The organism is Mesonia aquimarina, assembly GCF_003667275.1.
GTDB lineage: Bacteria > Bacteroidota > Bacteroidia > Flavobacteriales > Flavobacteriaceae > Mesonia > Mesonia aquimarina.
Window position 1 is genome coordinate 193,462 of sequence record NZ_RCNV01000003.1, and the last position, 15,125, is coordinate 208,586.

General features: G+C 32.0%; 14 protein-coding genes. 8 read left to right on the plus strand and 6 right to left on the minus strand.

From position 1 onward, the window contains the following. Nucleotides 1-10: 10 nt before the first annotated feature. Nucleotides 11-1,039: a rod shape-determining protein gene (locus D9R05_RS06340; protein ID WP_121666373.1), complete on the minus strand. Its 1,029-nt coding sequence runs from the start codon at nucleotides 1,037-1,039 to the stop codon at nucleotides 11-13. Nucleotides 1,040-1,087: 48 nt separating this feature from the next. Further along, entirely contained in the window at nucleotides 1,088-2,614 is a 1,527-nt protein-coding gene (gene purH, locus D9R05_RS06345) for a bifunctional phosphoribosylaminoimidazolecarboxamide formyltransferase/IMP cyclohydrolase (protein ID WP_121666374.1), read from the minus strand. Nucleotides 2,615-2,760: 146 nt separating this feature from the next. On the opposite strand from purH, the gene D9R05_RS06350 reads away from it, so the two are divergent. From D9R05_RS06350 to D9R05_RS06375, 6 genes are all read left to right on the plus strand, one after another. Beyond that, nucleotides 2,761-4,014 carry an ABC transporter permease gene (locus D9R05_RS06350; protein WP_121666375.1) on the plus strand — a complete coding sequence of 418 codons (1,254 nt, stop codon included), beginning with the start codon at nucleotides 2,761-2,763 and terminating at the stop codon, nucleotides 4,012-4,014. An 18-nt stretch (nucleotides 4,015-4,032) separates the two neighbouring features. Then, nucleotides 4,033-5,355: a serine hydrolase domain-containing protein gene (locus tag D9R05_RS06355; RefSeq protein ID WP_121666376.1), complete on the plus strand. Its 1,323-nt coding sequence runs from the start codon at nucleotides 4,033-4,035 to the stop codon at nucleotides 5,353-5,355. Between the two features lie 77 nt (nucleotides 5,356-5,432). Beyond that, nucleotides 5,433-5,921, plus strand: a complete 489-nt coding sequence (locus D9R05_RS06360) for a hypothetical protein (protein ID WP_121666377.1) — start codon at nucleotides 5,433-5,435, stop codon at nucleotides 5,919-5,921. Nucleotides 5,922-5,924: 3 nt separating this feature from the next. After that, nucleotides 5,925-7,676 (plus strand): tetratricopeptide repeat-containing sensor histidine kinase, encoded by a 1,752-nt coding sequence (locus D9R05_RS06365; protein WP_121666378.1) that lies wholly within the window; start codon nucleotides 5,925-5,927, stop codon nucleotides 7,674-7,676. Continuing rightward, nucleotides 7,673-8,296, plus strand: coding sequence for a response regulator transcription factor (locus tag D9R05_RS06370; RefSeq protein ID WP_121666379.1), 624 nt, complete (start codon nucleotides 7,673-7,675; stop codon nucleotides 8,294-8,296). The genes D9R05_RS06365 and D9R05_RS06370 overlap by 4 nt, the downstream gene beginning before the upstream one ends. Before the next feature lie 92 nt (nucleotides 8,297-8,388). Continuing rightward, entirely contained in the window at nucleotides 8,389-9,744 is a 1,356-nt protein-coding gene (locus D9R05_RS06375) for a DUF5723 family protein (protein ID WP_121666380.1), read from the plus strand. A gap of 44 nt (nucleotides 9,745-9,788) precedes the next feature. Here D9R05_RS06375 and D9R05_RS06380 read toward each other — a convergent pair whose 3' ends face one another. Beyond that, nucleotides 9,789-11,837 (minus strand): dipeptidyl-peptidase 3 family protein, encoded by a 2,049-nt coding sequence (locus tag D9R05_RS06380; protein WP_121666381.1) that lies wholly within the window; start codon nucleotides 11,835-11,837, stop codon nucleotides 9,789-9,791. A gap of 87 nt (nucleotides 11,838-11,924) precedes the next feature. Here D9R05_RS06380 and D9R05_RS06385 point away from each other — a divergent pair, with 87 nt between their 5' ends. Next, on the plus strand, nucleotides 11,925-13,013 hold the full coding sequence (locus tag D9R05_RS06385) for an SRPBCC family protein (RefSeq protein ID WP_121666382.1): 1,089 nt from the start codon (nucleotides 11,925-11,927) through the stop codon (nucleotides 13,011-13,013). A gap of 5 nt (nucleotides 13,014-13,018) precedes the next feature. Then, entirely contained in the window at nucleotides 13,019-13,390 is a 372-nt protein-coding gene (crcB, locus tag D9R05_RS06390) for a fluoride efflux transporter CrcB (RefSeq protein WP_121666383.1), read from the plus strand. Here the strand turns inward: crcB and D9R05_RS06395 are convergent. The 3 genes from D9R05_RS06395 to D9R05_RS06405 form a co-directional block, all read right to left on the minus strand. Next, nucleotides 13,383-13,997, minus strand: a complete 615-nt coding sequence (locus D9R05_RS06395; RefSeq protein WP_121666384.1) for a DUF1684 domain-containing protein — start codon at nucleotides 13,995-13,997, stop codon at nucleotides 13,383-13,385. The two genes, crcB and D9R05_RS06395, sit on opposite strands and share 8 nt — an antisense overlap. A gap of 34 nt (nucleotides 13,998-14,031) precedes the next feature. Then, nucleotides 14,032-14,250, minus strand: coding sequence for a DUF1328 domain-containing protein (locus D9R05_RS06400; protein WP_121666385.1), 219 nt, complete (start codon nucleotides 14,248-14,250; stop codon nucleotides 14,032-14,034). Nucleotides 14,251-14,361: 111 nt separating this feature from the next. After that, nucleotides 14,362-15,075 (minus strand): MCP four helix bundle domain-containing protein, encoded by a 714-nt coding sequence (locus D9R05_RS06405; protein ID WP_121666386.1) that lies wholly within the window; start codon nucleotides 15,073-15,075, stop codon nucleotides 14,362-14,364. Nucleotides 15,076-15,125 lie beyond the last annotated feature (50 nt).

A 15,125-nucleotide genomic window follows, 5' to 3' on the forward strand; every position in this document is an offset into this window, starting at 1 on the left:
TCAATTGCTCCTATTTTATTAAAATACCTTTGTATTTATCTAGATTTTTTAATGTAATTCCAGTTCCTCTAACTACTGCACGTAAAGGATCTTCTGCAATATAAACCGGCAGATCTGTTTTTTGAGATAAACGTTTATCTAAACCTCTAAGCATAGATCCACCTCCGGCAAGATATACACCAGTATTATAAATATCTGCCGCTAATTCTGGAGGCGTCTGTGATAATGTTTCCATAACCGCATCTTCAATTCTCAATATAGATTTATCCAGAGCTTTTGCTATTTCACGATAAGAAATGTCTACTTGTTTTGGTTTTCCCGTAAGTAGGTCGCGACCTTGAACACTCATTTCTTCTGGTGGAACCTCTATATCTTCTGTTGCTGCCCCAATTTGAATTTTTATTTTTTCGGCCGTTCGTTCTCCTACATAAAGGTTATGTTGTGTACGCATGTAATAAACGATATCGTTCGTAAAAACATCACCCGCAATTTTCACTGATTTATCACAAACAATTCCGCCAAGAGCAAGCACAGCAATTTCGGTTGTTCCTCCACCTATATCTACAATCATGTTTCCCTTAGGCTGCATAATATCTACTCCAATTCCTATTGCAGCAGCCATAGGTTCGTGAATTAAATACACCTCTTTACCATTTACGCGTTCTGCACTTTCTTTTACCGCTCGCATTTCGACTTCTGTAATTCCCGAAGGAATACAGATTACCATTCGCAATGCCGGAGTGAAAATTCGCTTTTTTAAAGCTGGAATTTCTTTAATAAAACGCATAAGCATTTGCTCACTCGCATCAAAATCTGCAATTACACCATCTTTTAGCGGTCTAATTGTTTTAATATTTTCATGGGTTTTTCCTTGCATCATAGCGGCTTCTTTTCCGGCTGCAATAATTTTGCCCGTAATTCTGTTACGTGCTACAATAGAAGGACTATCTACCACTACTTTGTCGTTATGGATAACCAACGTATTTGCGGTTCCTAAATCGATAGCAATTTCTTCTGTTAGAAAATCAAAAAATCCCATAGTGTTTAATGCGGTATTGTTATTTGGGTAAAAGGTAAATGTAAGAAATTAATGCTTAAAATGACGTGTTCCTGTCATAAGCATTGAAATATTATTTTCGTTACAATACTCCACACTCAATTCATCTTTAATAGAACCTCCCGGCTGAATTACCGAAACAATTCCTGCTTTATCTGCAATTTCTACACAATCCGGAAACGGAAAAAATGCATCGCTTGCCATAACCGCTCCATTTAAATCAAATTTAAAAGAATTAGCTTTTTCAATCGCTTGCCTTAATGCATCTACTCGAGAAGTTTGTCCTGTTCCGCTAGCACAAAGTTGCTTATTCTTAGCCAAAACAATCGTATTAGATTTTGTGTGCTTGCAAATTTTAGAAGCAAATAATAAATCTTCTATTTGCGCATTGTTAGGTTTCTCGTTAGTTACCTGTTTTAAATCTTCTTGCTTATCAGTTTTAGCGTCTTTTCCTTGAACTAACACTCCATTTAAACAAGTACGTACCGTTTGTGAAGGCAATACGGCATCTTTTTGCACTAATAAAATTCTATTTTTCTTACCTTTTAAAACTTCTGTAGCTTCTTCAGAAAAAGTTGGCGCTATCACAACTTCGCAAAATAATTTGTGAATTTCTTCTGCGGTAGCTTTATCTATTGTTGTATTACTAATTAAAATTCCACCAAATGCAGAAACAGGATCTCCGGCTAAAGCATCGGTATAGGCTTCTAAAACTGTTTCTCGCTGTGCAATTCCGCAAGCGTTATTATGTTTCAGGATAGCAAAAGTTGGCGCTTCTCCCTTAAATTCATTCATTAAATTTACAGCAGCATCTACGTCTAATAAGTTATTATAGGAAAGTTCTTTTCCGTGTAATTTATCAAACATTGCATCAAAATCTCCAAAGAAAAATCCTTCTTGGTGTGGATTTTCTCCGTAACGTAGTTTTTTTCCTTCGGTTATACTTTGCTTAAAAACCACTTCTTCTTCATTGAAGTAATTAAAAATCGCAGTATCATAATGTGAAGACACGTTGAACGCTTTTGCCGCAAAACGTTTTCTGTCGGCTAAAGAAATTTCTCCGTTATTCTCTGAAAGTACATTTAAAAAGTCTTCGTAATCATTCATTGATGAAACGCAAAGTACATCTTTAAAGTTTTTGGCTGCAGCACGAATTAAAGAGATGCCTCCGATATCAATTTTTTCAATTATATCTTGCTCTGAAGCTCCTGAAGCAACTGTTTTTTCAAATGGATATAAATCTACAATTACCACATCTATTTGTGGAATTTGGTATTCATCCATTTCGGCAACATCACCTTTATGATCTTGACGATTTAAAATTCCACCAAAAACTTTTGGGTGTAAAGTTTTTACTCTTCCGCCAAGAATAGAAGGATAAGAAGTTACATCTTCTACAGGAACAACTTCAATCCCTAAATCTTTTATGAATTTTTCTGTTCCGCCGGTAGAATAAAGCGTTACGCCAAGTTCATCTAGTTTTTTTACAATTGGAGCTAAACCGTCTTTATGGAAAACGGAAATTAATGCCGATTTTGGTGTTTTTGTCGTACTCATCTGGGTTGTGTTGTTTCAAAGGGCAAAAGTAGTATTTTACAACTAAACGCTAAAGATGAAAACAAGGAATTATTTAATTTTTGTAACAAAAAAATTAGTAGAACGTCTTATCTTTAGATTTTAATTGTAACCACAAGGTTTTTCCTATGCTAATTTATTTAAGGATACTTAAAGAAAGTTTCAATTTCGCCATTAATGCTTTGCGTAATAATAAATTAAGAACTTTTTTATCTCTCCTTGGAGTTACCATTGGTATTTTTTCTATTATCGCTGTTCTTGCTGCCGTAGATTCGCTTGAAAAAGAAATTAAAGGAAGTCTTAGCTCTCTAGACAGCAGCACCATTATGTTAACTCGTTTTTCATTTGGACCAACACAAGTACCACGTTGGAAACGTGAACAATTCCCAGATGTCTCTTATGATGAATATCAACATATAAAACGAAATTTACCCAATACTGAAGCGGTTTCTTATTCGCTGAACGTAGCTTCAGAAAATATTACTTTTCAAGGAAAACAAACGCAAGGCGTACAAATTGGTGCTGTAACAAGTGAATATTATGATATTGAAGCTTTACAGTTAGAAGAAGGTCGTTTTTTTAATGAGGCTGAATCTTATAGTGGATCTCCTGTAATTATTTTAGGGAATGAAATTGCAGAAAATCTATTTGAAGGCTTAGACCCAATAGGAAAAAAAGTACGTTTATATGGAAGGAAATTTTCCGTCATCGGTGTTTTAGAGAAAGAAGGCGCCAGTCTTTTTGGTCCCTCAAAAGATGGCTCTGTTTTTATACCGGTAAATTTAGTGCGAAGAATTTACGGCGATAATAATAAAGCTACTTTTCCTCAAATTATTATAAAACCCGAAAAAGACATAGATAATGCGGCATATATTGCTAGTATTGAACAAAACCTTAGACTCTATCGAGGTTTAAAACCAAGTGATATTAATAACTTTTTTGTTAACCAATTAAAGGGACTTACAGATTTTATTGACAATATTACCGGTCAATTAAATGTTATGGGCCTTATTATTAGTGGGTTCTCACTTCTAGTAGGCGGTTTTGGTATTGCCAATATTATGTTTGTAAGTGTAAAAGAGCGAACTAATTTAATTGGGATTCAAAAATCCTTAGGGGCAAAAAATAAATTTATTTTACTTCAATTTTTATTTGAAGCTGTAATTCTCGCCATTATTGGCGGGCTTGTGGGCTTATTTTTAGTTTGGATAATTACAATAATTGCATCTAATTTTACAGAAGATTTTGAATTTGTTTTATCTTCAGGAAATATTTTAGTCGGTATGAGTATTTCGGTTGCCATCGGATTAATTTCCGGAATCATTCCGGCAATTTCAGCTTCTCGCTTAGATCCTGTTGAAGCCATTAGATCTGGCATTTAATTTTAAAAAAAAATAGTCATGAAAAAAATACTGATTCTTTTTCTTGTTTTACTTCAATCTCAAATTGGAATTTCTCAAAATTTTGATCGCCAAAAAATGGATTCACTTTTTGAAGCCATTCATCAAAAGAATAAGGCGATGTTAAGTATTTCGCTCTCAAAAAATGATCAAGAAATTTATCAGAAAAGTATTGGTTTTGCTTCTATTGAAAATAAACAAAAAGCAAATAAAAACACCATTTACCGCGTTGGGTCTATTTCTAAAACTTTTACAGTCACTATCATTCTTCAACTTATCGAGGAAAACAAACTAAGCTTAGATACCAAGCTCGCTAACTTTTATCCAAAAATGCCTAATGCTTCAAAAATTACAATAAAGCAATTATTGAATCATCATAGCGGACTATTTAATTTTACTGATAAAGACAATTACTTAGCGATCAGCAAAAAAGCTAAAACCAAAAAAGAAATATTAAAAATCATCAAAAAAAACGGGAGTGTTTTTGAGCCAGGAACAAAAGGCGAATATTCTAATACCAATTACTTGTTACTCACTTTTATTGCTGAAGATATTAGCAAAAAACCATTTAAAGAATTACTTGAACAACGAATTTTCACCCCCTTAAAATTAGAAAGAACTCGTTATCAAGGAGCCATAAATACAACAAACAACGAAGCAAAATCTTATAAACCCAATGGCAAAAAATGGGTTGCAGAAGGTGAAACGCATTTAAGCATCCCTCTAGGAGCCGGAGCAATTGTCTCTACTCCAACAGATTTAGCACATTTTTACACCGAACTTTTTGAAGGAGAACTTTTAAAACCGGGATCTTTAGAAAAAATGCAAACCGTGGAAGATGGCTACGGATTAGGTTTATTTAAATTTCCGTTTTATGAAAAATCCAGTTACGGCCATTCTGGCGGAATAGATGGTTTTTCATCGATGGCTGCTTATTTCCCAAAAGAGAATTTAGCATTTTCCATTGTTTCTAACGGAACTTCTATTTCATTAAATGATGTAGTTATTGGGGTTTTAAGTATTTATTTCGGGAAAGATTATAAAATTCCGGAATACAAAGAAGCTATAAAAATAGATCCAAGGGTATTACAAAAATATGTTGGCACGTACGGAAGTAATAATTTTCCGTTAGATTTAACATTCAACGTTCACGAAGAAATTTTGTATTGCCAAGCCACGGGTCAACAAGAATTTCCATTAACACCAGTAAGCAAAACTGTTTTTGAATTTAGTCCGGCAAAACTTAGAATTGATTTTTTTCCGAACGAAAACAAATTACTTTTCAATCAAAACGGGATGCAATCAGAACTAAAGCAAAAATAATTAAAAACTACCTAGTATCAGGTATATTTTTATTCAATAATAAATTACATATTTACTAACCAACTAAATAAAAAAAGATGAGCCAGATTAGACCAATAACTCCAACTGAAAAAACACTGTACAATTGCAATTTTCAAATAATTAATGGACAAAGTGTATTAAATATGAATAATAAAACTCTTTCTATTAAAACACCTGTGGTAAATAATAACTTTACTTTTGTTCAAGCTTATAATGTTTCCTCTTCAAAGACAAGCGCTATTCTTTTTCATATTACAGATAATAGTAGAAGTGCATCTGGAAATCAGATGAATTACATACTTGAAAATACATTTAATACTGATAGTTTAAATTTAAACAATATTATTGATAATAAATTAGGGATAATAATCTTTAATGATTATCCAAGTGATTTCAATCAAAATAAAGTGAATGCAATTAAAAATCTTGTAGTAAATCATGGTTTAAGCGTTATTAGCAGTTTATGCGATAATTCTATTAACGAAATAGATGACATTTTTGTAGGCTCTCCAGAAAAAGGTTGTGGAGGCGTACTAATCGCATAATTTATGCAGCAAAAAAAATATATACTTTTTTATATTTTCTTTTTATCCTCTTTTGTTGTGCTAAGAGCAGAAACTTTTGTACAAGAAAATGATAGCTTAATCCCTATTTTAAAAAAAGAAATTAAAAAGCATACAGGAGTTAAGCAAGCAAAGCTTATCGATTCCTTAGGTAAGCTTTATAATAACTATAACCAAGCCGGTTTAGCATTTCAATATAGAGAAAAAGCACTGAATCTATATAACCAGTTAGGCGCGGAAGAAGAAGCGGCAAAAACTAGCTTGGAAGTATCTAGTCTTTTAAGAGGACAAGATTTTATAAAAGTTGATCCATTTCCTTATATAAAAACTGCTGAGAAGTATGCCATAAAAAATAACAATCTAGAAGTATTATTAAAGGTGAATTTTAATTATGCATATTATTTATTTGAAAATGGTGATAAAAATAAAGTAAAAAAATATTTTGAGAAAGCACTCGAAATAGCTACAGAACTAAAAGATACAGTTTCAATATGCAGAGCCTATGCTAACTTAGGCTTAGTATATTCAGGAAGATTTCGAGATCAAAAATTAGCACGAGAATATTATAAAAAAGGATATCCCAAGCATATTTTAGAAAAAGATTCATTGCAACTTCTTGCTTATTATATAAACTATGCGAATTCGTATCAAAAAGAAGGAAAGTACCGAAAAGCGATTACCTATTTAGATAGCATAAAAGACTTTAAGATCAAAAAATATGAACTTGGTTATCAGACAATTATTTACCGAAAATATGTAAAATGCTATAAAGCTTTAGGTGATTATAAAAATGCTTTTGTTTACCAAGAAAAATATAATGCCGTACAAGACAGCTTAAATTTGACCAAGCAAAATATTGCTATTTCTGATATTAAAACGAAGTACGAAACCGAGAAAAAAGAGAAGGAAAACTTTATTTTAAAAACCGATCTAAAAAAGAAAAAACAAACGCAAACTATTTTATGGATAGTCGTTATTTCTAGTGTGCTTATTGGAACCATAATCAGTCTTTTAATCGCAAAAAACGCCCGCAGAAAAAGACAAATTATTCAGCAAAATCAAAAACTAAAACTTCAACAAACCGAAAAGGAACTAAAACAACAAGAGCTCAACACGATTGATATGATGATTGCCGGTCAAGAAAAAGAACGGCAACGTCTTGCGGAAGATTTACACGACAACTTAGGTAGTTCGCTTGCTGCAATTCGCCTAAATATTGAAAGCTTAAAAGAAGAAAACAAAAACACCAATACAGATAGTTTCAGCAAAATTCTTCACTTAATTAATGAAGCTTATCAAAACGTGCGAAATATGGCACATCAAAAAAGCAGTGGCGTTTTAGCTTCTTCAGGATTAATTCCTGCTGTAAAACGCTTTGCTAAAAATGTTTCAACGCCAAATGGTTTAAAAGTTCACGTAGAAGAATTTGGTTTAGATCAAAAACTTGAAAACAGTTTAGAGATCACAATTTTTAGAATTATTCAAGAATTGGTCACCAATATTATTAAACACGCCGAAGCCACCGAAGCCAATATTTCTTTTACCAATCATAATTCAACTTTAAACATCATTATTGAAGATAACGGTAAAGGTTTTGATCCTAAAACAGCAAGCAAAAATAAAACAGGAATTGGTTTGGAAACGATCGAAAAGAGAATTGAACATTTAGGCGGAAATTTTGATATAGATACGCACCCAAACCGAGGAACTAGCATAATAATAAACCTACCTATATGATAACAATTGCCATTGCAGAAGATCATCAATCCTTAATTGACGGACTCAGTTTGTTATTTCAACAAGAAGAAAATTTTGAAATTGTAGGAAAAGCTAACAACGGAGAGGAATTATTAGACATCGTTAGGTTAAAACAACCCAAAATTGTACTTACCGATATTAGAATGCCAAAAATTGACGGTATTGCCGCTACAAAAATTATAAAAAAAGAATTTAAGCATATTAAAGTAATTGCCTTTTCTATGTTCGATCAGCAAGACGCGATTCAACAAATGCTAACTGCGGGAGCTTCAGGTTATATTTTAAAAAATTCTGGTTTAAACGATGTAAAACTTGCTATTGAAACAGTAGTGAGTGGTGAAAAATATTTTGATCCTTCTTTAAATTTATCTTTTCTAAAGGAAGAAAATACAAGCCAAAAAAAATCAGTTTTATCTAAAACCGAAAAGGAAATTTTACATTTAATTGGCGAAGGAAAAACTTCCAATGAAATTGCAGATATACGTTTTTGCTCAGTTTCTACCGTAGAAACTCACCGAAAAAATATGATGCGAAAATTAGACCTTCGTGGTAAAGGCGAATTACTTCGCTACGCGTTAGATAAAAAATACGATTTTTAGAATTTCTGCCTTAATCAAAATTGCAAATCTGTTGTATTATGCTTAATTTAACATAACCGTTAGAGTTTATAACCTACCAAAATCTAATTATTATGAAAAACTTTTTACTCTATTTCCTTTTTTTCATTCCAATTATAAGTTTTGCGCAAGATCATTTTTTAGGAATTAATACCTCCAGAAAAACTACATTATTAAATGCAGATAATAATCCGGCAGAACTTACCAATTTATCAAATAAAATTGATATCAGTATTCTTCATATTAGTACGCAAGCATCAAACAATAAAGTAAATATTCTTGATTTTTTAGAATCTGATAAAAATTTTAAGGATTATAAAGACGATTTATTAAGAGGAGATAAACCGTTTAGCACGACCATTAATCTAAAAGTAATTGGTCCGGGAGTTGCTTATAGAGTTAATGATTGGGGTTTTGGCATAAAAACTACTTTAAATGCGCATATCTCATTAACCGATATTGACCCCAAAATTATTGATCTTATTGAAGAAGATCTTCCACAATTAGATATTTTAGACAAAGACGGAAATCAACGTGTTACCGCTGTTGGCTATGAAACAATTGATTTTTCAATCGCTAGAAATATTTTTGAAAATGAAAACATAAAACTTTCCGGAGGAGCTACCTTTAAACTATTATTTGCCCAAGCCTATGCCAACGGCGGAATTGAAAAGTTTAATGCTACCGTAGAAAAAGATGCGAATGATAATATAATATTACGTAATGCCAACGCAAGAGTTGATATAGCTTACGCTGGACTTTTAGGCGATAGTTTTGAAGATTTTGATTATAAATACCTTTCTTCGGGTATTTCAGGTTTAGGATTAGATTTTGGACTTAATTATTTATTGAAAAATAAAGACACTAAATATCCGTATAAATTAAATATTGGTCTTTCTGTAAAAGATATTGGAAGTCTTACATTTGATAAAAATTCAGAACGACAAACTTATGAGCTTAACATTCCTGATACAGAAGATTTTGATGCTTCGCAATTTGAAGATGCAGAAAATGCGGAAGAAGTGATTGAAATTATTGAAAACAGTAATTATTTTTCTTCTAACACTTCTAAAAATGATATTGAAGTAAGTTTGCCAACATCCCTTAATATTTACGCAGATTACCAGGTGTACAATAATTTATTTGCAAGTTTTCAAATGAGACAAAGTCTTGTTAAAAACAGCAAAAACACCGTACTACCAACCTACAGTTCGTATGCTATTATTCCCCGATATTCCGGGAAGAATTTTGAAACTTATCTACCGTTAAGTGTTTCTACAATTTCAGACTTTTCTGCTGGTTTAGGATTCCGTTTTGGCGGCTTTTTCTACCTAGGATCTTCCTCGGCAATTTCAGCTTTGGCTGCAGATCAACTTAAGCAAATTGATGTTCAAATAGGATTTAGAGTAGGAATTGGGTCTTCAAATTAAAAATAAAAAAGCCATCAAAATTGATGGCTTTTTTATTATTCTATTTAATTCTTTACAGGAAGATTATGGTATTTCTTAGCATATTCTAACATCTGCTCTTCAAAACTGGCTGGTTGAGTTACTTCAATCTTAGTAATCTCTCCTTGTTCATTTGTTTCAGGAACTAATACCGGATTCACAAATCCGCTATACGGTGCAGATTTAAATTTCTCATTACGTTCTAAAATTTCTTTGTGTAGTTTTTGATCTACTTTCACACCGTAATTTTCAACTAAATTTTTAGCAGCTTGAAAATCTCCTTCGGATTTTATACGTTGCGTTTCGCTTAATAATTCACCAAAAAGTACACGTAATTTTTGATAATCTTTAATATCGTAATAGGTTTTACCGTCTTTTATTTCTTTTACTATTATGCTGTCTTTTTTTCCTTTTTCATAAACCCAAGCGCTTACCCATTGGCGATTACGCATATGTGCTTCTTCCACATCATCACCCAAGTTCAAACGAACTAATTGTGTTACTAATCCATTTCTAATATAATCATTATACGCAGCTTTCCCTAGTTTTTCATAATCGTCAGTTAAGCCTAATTCTTCTAATTTTGGATCCATTAAATAGTAAAGTCCTACCAAATCTGCACGCCCTTCTTCCATTGTAGAAGCGTAATTTTTAAGTGTTTCTTTGGTTTCTCCAACACCTTCATTAATTTTTCCTGAAGCGTGACCAACAACTTCGTGTAAAGCAGTGTGCAATTTATCTGCTGTTTCGCCGTATTTTTCTGACAATTCTACCTCTTCTTCATCGTGAGCAAATTCTTTTAATTTTTCTGATCCGCCTGCTTGACTGTATGCATTAATTAAATTTCCTAAAGAAACAGATTTACTTCCGTGCGCTTCACGAATCCAATTGGCGTTTGGTAAATTCACCCCGATTGGTGTACTTGGCGATGCATCTCCTGCTTCTCCCGCTACAATCACTGTTTTATAAGTAACACCAACAACTTCTTCTTTTTTGTGTTGATCCATAATTGGTGAATTATCTTCAAACCATTGTACGTTATCTTCAAAAACTTGCATTTTCTTAGACATATCAAAATCTTTAATTTGTACAATTGTTTCATAAGATCCGCGGTATCCTTTTGGATCATTATAAACTTCAATAAAGCTGTTGATGTAATCTATATCTCCCTCTGTCGCATCTACCCAAGCAACATTGTAATCGTCCCAAGTCTGTAAATCTCCCGTATTGTAATAATCAATTAACAAACCTAAAGCTTTAGCTTGCTTTTCATTTTCAGCTACAGTTTTTGCTTTTTCTAACCACTTTACAATCTCATCTATGGCGCTACCATACATTCCGCCGCTCTTCCAAACTTTTTCAACTAATTTTCCGTTTTCTTTTACCAATTTAGAATTCAATCCAAACGAAAGTGGTTTTTTAGGGTTTGGAGATTTTTTGTTGGCATAAAATTTATCAACCTCTTCGGCAGTAATATTTTCGCCATAAAAATTAACGGCAGATCCTTTTATTAAGCCTTTTTCTTCGTTTAAGTTTACTTTTTTAGCATCTTTATCATTAAAGATTACCTCGTAAGCTTCACCTGTTAGGCTTGTATTAGTAGATTTTAATAATCCATCAAAATAAGCCTTATTGAATTCCGGCTTCATTTTATCCATTGAATAATGATGATGAATACCATTAGAAAACCAAACACGCTTTACATAAGTTTCAAAATTCTTCCAATCGTCTGAAGATTTATCACCGCTATAAGTCGTATAAATATTTTCTAAAGCTTCACGGATTGCTAGATTATGTTTATAATTCTGATCCCAAATTATATCGCGCCCCGCTAAACCAGCTTGTGTTAAATAATAAACTAGCTTTTGCTTTTTCAGTGATAAATCTTCCCAACCGGGAATTTGATAGTGTAAAATTTTAAGGTCAGCAAATTCATCAACAACATAGTTGAAATCTTCTTCTGAAGTAATTGCCGTTTCCTTCTTCTCTTCTTTAACAGGTTCTTTTTGCTCGTCTTTACAAGCAACAAGTAAAATTGATGCAACAAAAAGCATCGATAGAATTTTTATTTTCATCAGTAAAAATTTAGTATTTTTTACAAATGTAGTAATTAACATTTTGTAAATTACCTATCTTAGCTAATCAAAACCAATTTATTGATCATGAAAATATTAAAATACCTTTTTTTCTTATTATTAATTGTCATTATTGGCGGTTCAATCTACGTAGCAACATTAGATGGCGATTATCAAGCTGAAGAAACTATGTTAATTGAAGCTCCAAGAGAAATGATTTTTAATGAAGTAAACGACTTTAAGAATTGGGAAAACTGGGGACCTTGGATGGAAGAAGATCCTAATATGGTTATTTCCTATCCGGAAAAAACCAGCGGAGAAGGCGCAGGTTATTCATGGCAAGGAGATGAGTCTATGGATGGAGAAATGAAAACCACAGAGGTAATTCCGCCAAAAACTATCAATCAAAAAATAAGTTTTGATACGCCTGTAGGAGTATCAGAAAGTACGGTTTATTGGAAATTTGAAGAACAAGAAAATGGTACTTTGGTTACTTGGGGAATGAAAGGCAAGCAAAGTTTTATGGAAAAAGCTTACCAAGCCACACAAGATAGTACTATGGGACAGATGTTAAGTCCAATGTTTTCTAAAGGCCTGCAAAATCTTGCTGAAGTTGTTCAGAAAAAGATGGGTGTTTATAATATAAATATAGATGGCGTTACGCAACATAGTGGTGGTTATTATATGTACAATACTACGGCATCACGTTTTACACCTTCTGCTCTAAGTAACAAAATGAGTCAAATGTTGCCACGTGTTTATAATTATATGAAAGAAAATAATTTACAAATAAGCGGATCGCCTTTTACCATATATAATAAAATTGATGAAGAAAATGGAACGGTAATTATTTCTGCTGCCATCCCAACACCCAATAAAATTACTCCAGCAAATGGAAACAGTAGTGTTTTATGTGGCTTTTTAGAGAGTCAACAAGTGGTTAAAGCTACCCTAAAAGGAGATTATAAAAACTTACCCGAAACTTGGGCTAAATTAGAACAATATATTCAACAGGATAAAAGCATAGAGCGCAAATCTGACGCGCAACCTTTTGAGGTCTATGTTACAGATCCTAGTGAAAATCCAAATCCTGCAACTTGGCTAACCGAAATTTATATTCCGGTACAAAAACCCGTAAAAGAAGAAAATAAGGTAGAAAATAGTATTATTTTTTAAATCCTATGAAACAATTTGCACTTGTATTTATCGGTGGAGGTTTTGGCAGTGCCTTGCGTTTTTTAATAGGCAAATGGCTAAATAATCCTAATAACGGAATTCCTTACGGAACTTTTGCTGCAAATATTTTAGGAAGTTTTTTAATCGGAATAATTTTAGGCTATGTGGTAAAAAACCAACGTGTAGGTGAAATTACTGCGCTGCTTTTAGCTACAGGGTTTTGCGGAGGATTTACTACTTTCTCTACCTTTGCTTATGAAAATCATATTTTTTTAAAATCTGGAGATTTTTTCAGTTTTGCCTTTTATACGTTAGCAAGTATAATTGTAGGCTTTTTAGCCGTTTTTCTAGGAATGTGGCTCATTAAAATTACTTAAATTTTTTAACCCCTGCTTTAATAGGAATTTGCATATCATTTTCCTCAGGTGGTATTGGACAAGAATATCTTCCATTATAAGCGCAGTAGGGATTATAAGCTTGGTTAAAGTCTAATAAAACATTCGGTCCTTTTGGAATTGTAATATCTAAATAACGACCGCCGGCATAAGTTTCATTTCCATTTGTTGCATCAGTAAAGGGGATAAATAAATGGTCTTTATATTCAGGATCAGTCATTAAACGTTGATTTTGATATACGTTTAGACTAACTTGCTGGTTGTGTAATCTGAATTTAACTTCGCCATATTTTATATAAATTGCCTTTCTATCAGTAGTTGTGGGCATAGCGAACGGACTCTCATACGGTGTTCTTATAAATTTAGCTTCAATGATATAAGCAGGATCTAATTCAAAAAAATCTAACTCCTTAAACTTTTTTAAATCTTTTGTTTGAAGAGGAGTAGTTTCTTCATCAGAAAATTCTTTATTTAATTCTTCTTGATATTTTTCGGCTTGATTTAAAAGATCTGATTCTTCATTTTGTGCTGAAACAGAAAAAATTACCGATAAAAATAATAGCGTAATAAACAGAAATTGCTTGTGCATCTGTTAAAAGTTAAATAAATTGATTTCAAAAATACTAATTATTTTTAAATGGTTTTTTAAGGCTTTTATTTTTTATAGGAGCTAATTTTGCAGGAAATAGTCCTTTGGCAAGTAATGATACGATTAATAAATCTGCAGCTATAATAAAAAATACTCTAACAAAAGCAATTCCAAAATAATCCAGACCCGGAAAAAACCCTAAAAGAGCAGTTAATATCGTTAAGCCTAAAAATAATAGCGAATGATTTTTCATAATCTTTTTTTTGTAAAGATCGTGAAATAGGATACTTATTTTTGCCAATAAATTGCTAATTGAATTTTATTTAACCAAAATTAACCAATACGTTAATAAATGTTAGCAATCTTAGTCATCTTCAGGTTTTATAACTTTCAAAGGATTATAGTTTTTCTTTTCTAAAGACATCATTCCGGAAGTTCGAACAAGTAATAAAATAAAAAAACCTACTACAATTGTAAGTACGAAGCGTAAATAATATAATAAATTATTGCTTGCGAAACCTGAACGTGAATTATCTAGAAGTTCCTTACCAACTTTTGTTTGAATACTTGCTAATATGTGCAAATCCTTTTGAAGAGAATCAAGCAAAACTAAAGTTTCTTGGTTTATAATTTGCTTAGTTTTTTCAAGTTTATTTTCTTGAATTAATTCTATAATTTCATTTTCTGAAGCAAAATATTTTTTCAAATTGGTTTTAAAATGCTGAAATAATTTAGATTCTTCATTTACAAAATATGTTTTTTCATATTCTACGATTAAAGAATCTATCGCTTGATTTTTTGAGATCAGTTTTTGTAGAATTTTTATGTTATCTTTTTCTTGAAAAAATACTAACCGTTCTAATAATAAATCTTTTTCATGTAAATGCTCGGCAATAAAATAGGCTTCTGCAGCAGGAATTAAACGATCCTTGTAAATTGAAGTGAAGTCAGAATTTATTTGATTTAAATTTTTATTCTCTAACAAACTTGATAATAAAATCGCCAATAAAATAAACGACAAAATCAAGATAAGTCGCCATCTATTTTTAGGAGTTATTTTATAAAGTTTTTGTCGCATTGTTGAAATATACTAAAAAAGCCTGCGTTTGGCAGACTTTATGTAAATAA

Excerpts from the sequence above, each read along its gene's own strand:
- D9R05_RS06340 (WP_121666373.1), bottom strand. The coding sequence starts at position 1,039 with ATGGGATTTTTTGATTTTCTAACAGAAGAAATTGCTATCGATTTAGGA.
- purH (WP_121666374.1), bottom strand. The coding sequence starts at position 2,614 with ATGAGTACGACAAAAACACCAAAATCGGCATTAATTTCCGTTTTCCAT.
- D9R05_RS06350 (WP_121666375.1), top strand. The coding sequence starts at position 2,761 with ATGCTAATTTATTTAAGGATACTTAAAGAAAGTTTCAATTTCGCCATT.
- D9R05_RS06355 (WP_121666376.1), top strand. The coding sequence starts at position 4,033 with ATGAAAAAAATACTGATTCTTTTTCTTGTTTTACTTCAATCTCAAATT.
- D9R05_RS06360 (WP_121666377.1), top strand. The coding sequence starts at position 5,433 with ATGAGCCAGATTAGACCAATAACTCCAACTGAAAAAACACTGTACAAT.
- D9R05_RS06365 (WP_121666378.1), top strand. The coding sequence starts at position 5,925 with ATGCAGCAAAAAAAATATATACTTTTTTATATTTTCTTTTTATCCTCT.
- D9R05_RS06370 (WP_121666379.1), top strand. The coding sequence starts at position 7,673 with ATGATAACAATTGCCATTGCAGAAGATCATCAATCCTTAATTGACGGA.
- D9R05_RS06375 (WP_121666380.1), top strand. The coding sequence starts at position 8,389 with ATGAAAAACTTTTTACTCTATTTCCTTTTTTTCATTCCAATTATAAGT.
- D9R05_RS06380 (WP_121666381.1), bottom strand. The coding sequence starts at position 11,837 with ATGAAAATAAAAATTCTATCGATGCTTTTTGTTGCATCAATTTTACTT.
- D9R05_RS06385 (WP_121666382.1), top strand. The coding sequence starts at position 11,925 with ATGAAAATATTAAAATACCTTTTTTTCTTATTATTAATTGTCATTATT.
- crcB (WP_121666383.1), top strand. The coding sequence starts at position 13,019 with ATGAAACAATTTGCACTTGTATTTATCGGTGGAGGTTTTGGCAGTGCC.
- D9R05_RS06395 (WP_121666384.1), bottom strand. The coding sequence starts at position 13,997 with ATGCACAAGCAATTTCTGTTTATTACGCTATTATTTTTATCGGTAATT.
- D9R05_RS06400 (WP_121666385.1), bottom strand. The coding sequence starts at position 14,250 with ATGAAAAATCATTCGCTATTATTTTTAGGCTTAACGATATTAACTGCT.
- D9R05_RS06405 (WP_121666386.1), bottom strand. The coding sequence starts at position 15,075 with ATGCGACAAAAACTTTATAAAATAACTCCTAAAAATAGATGGCGACTT.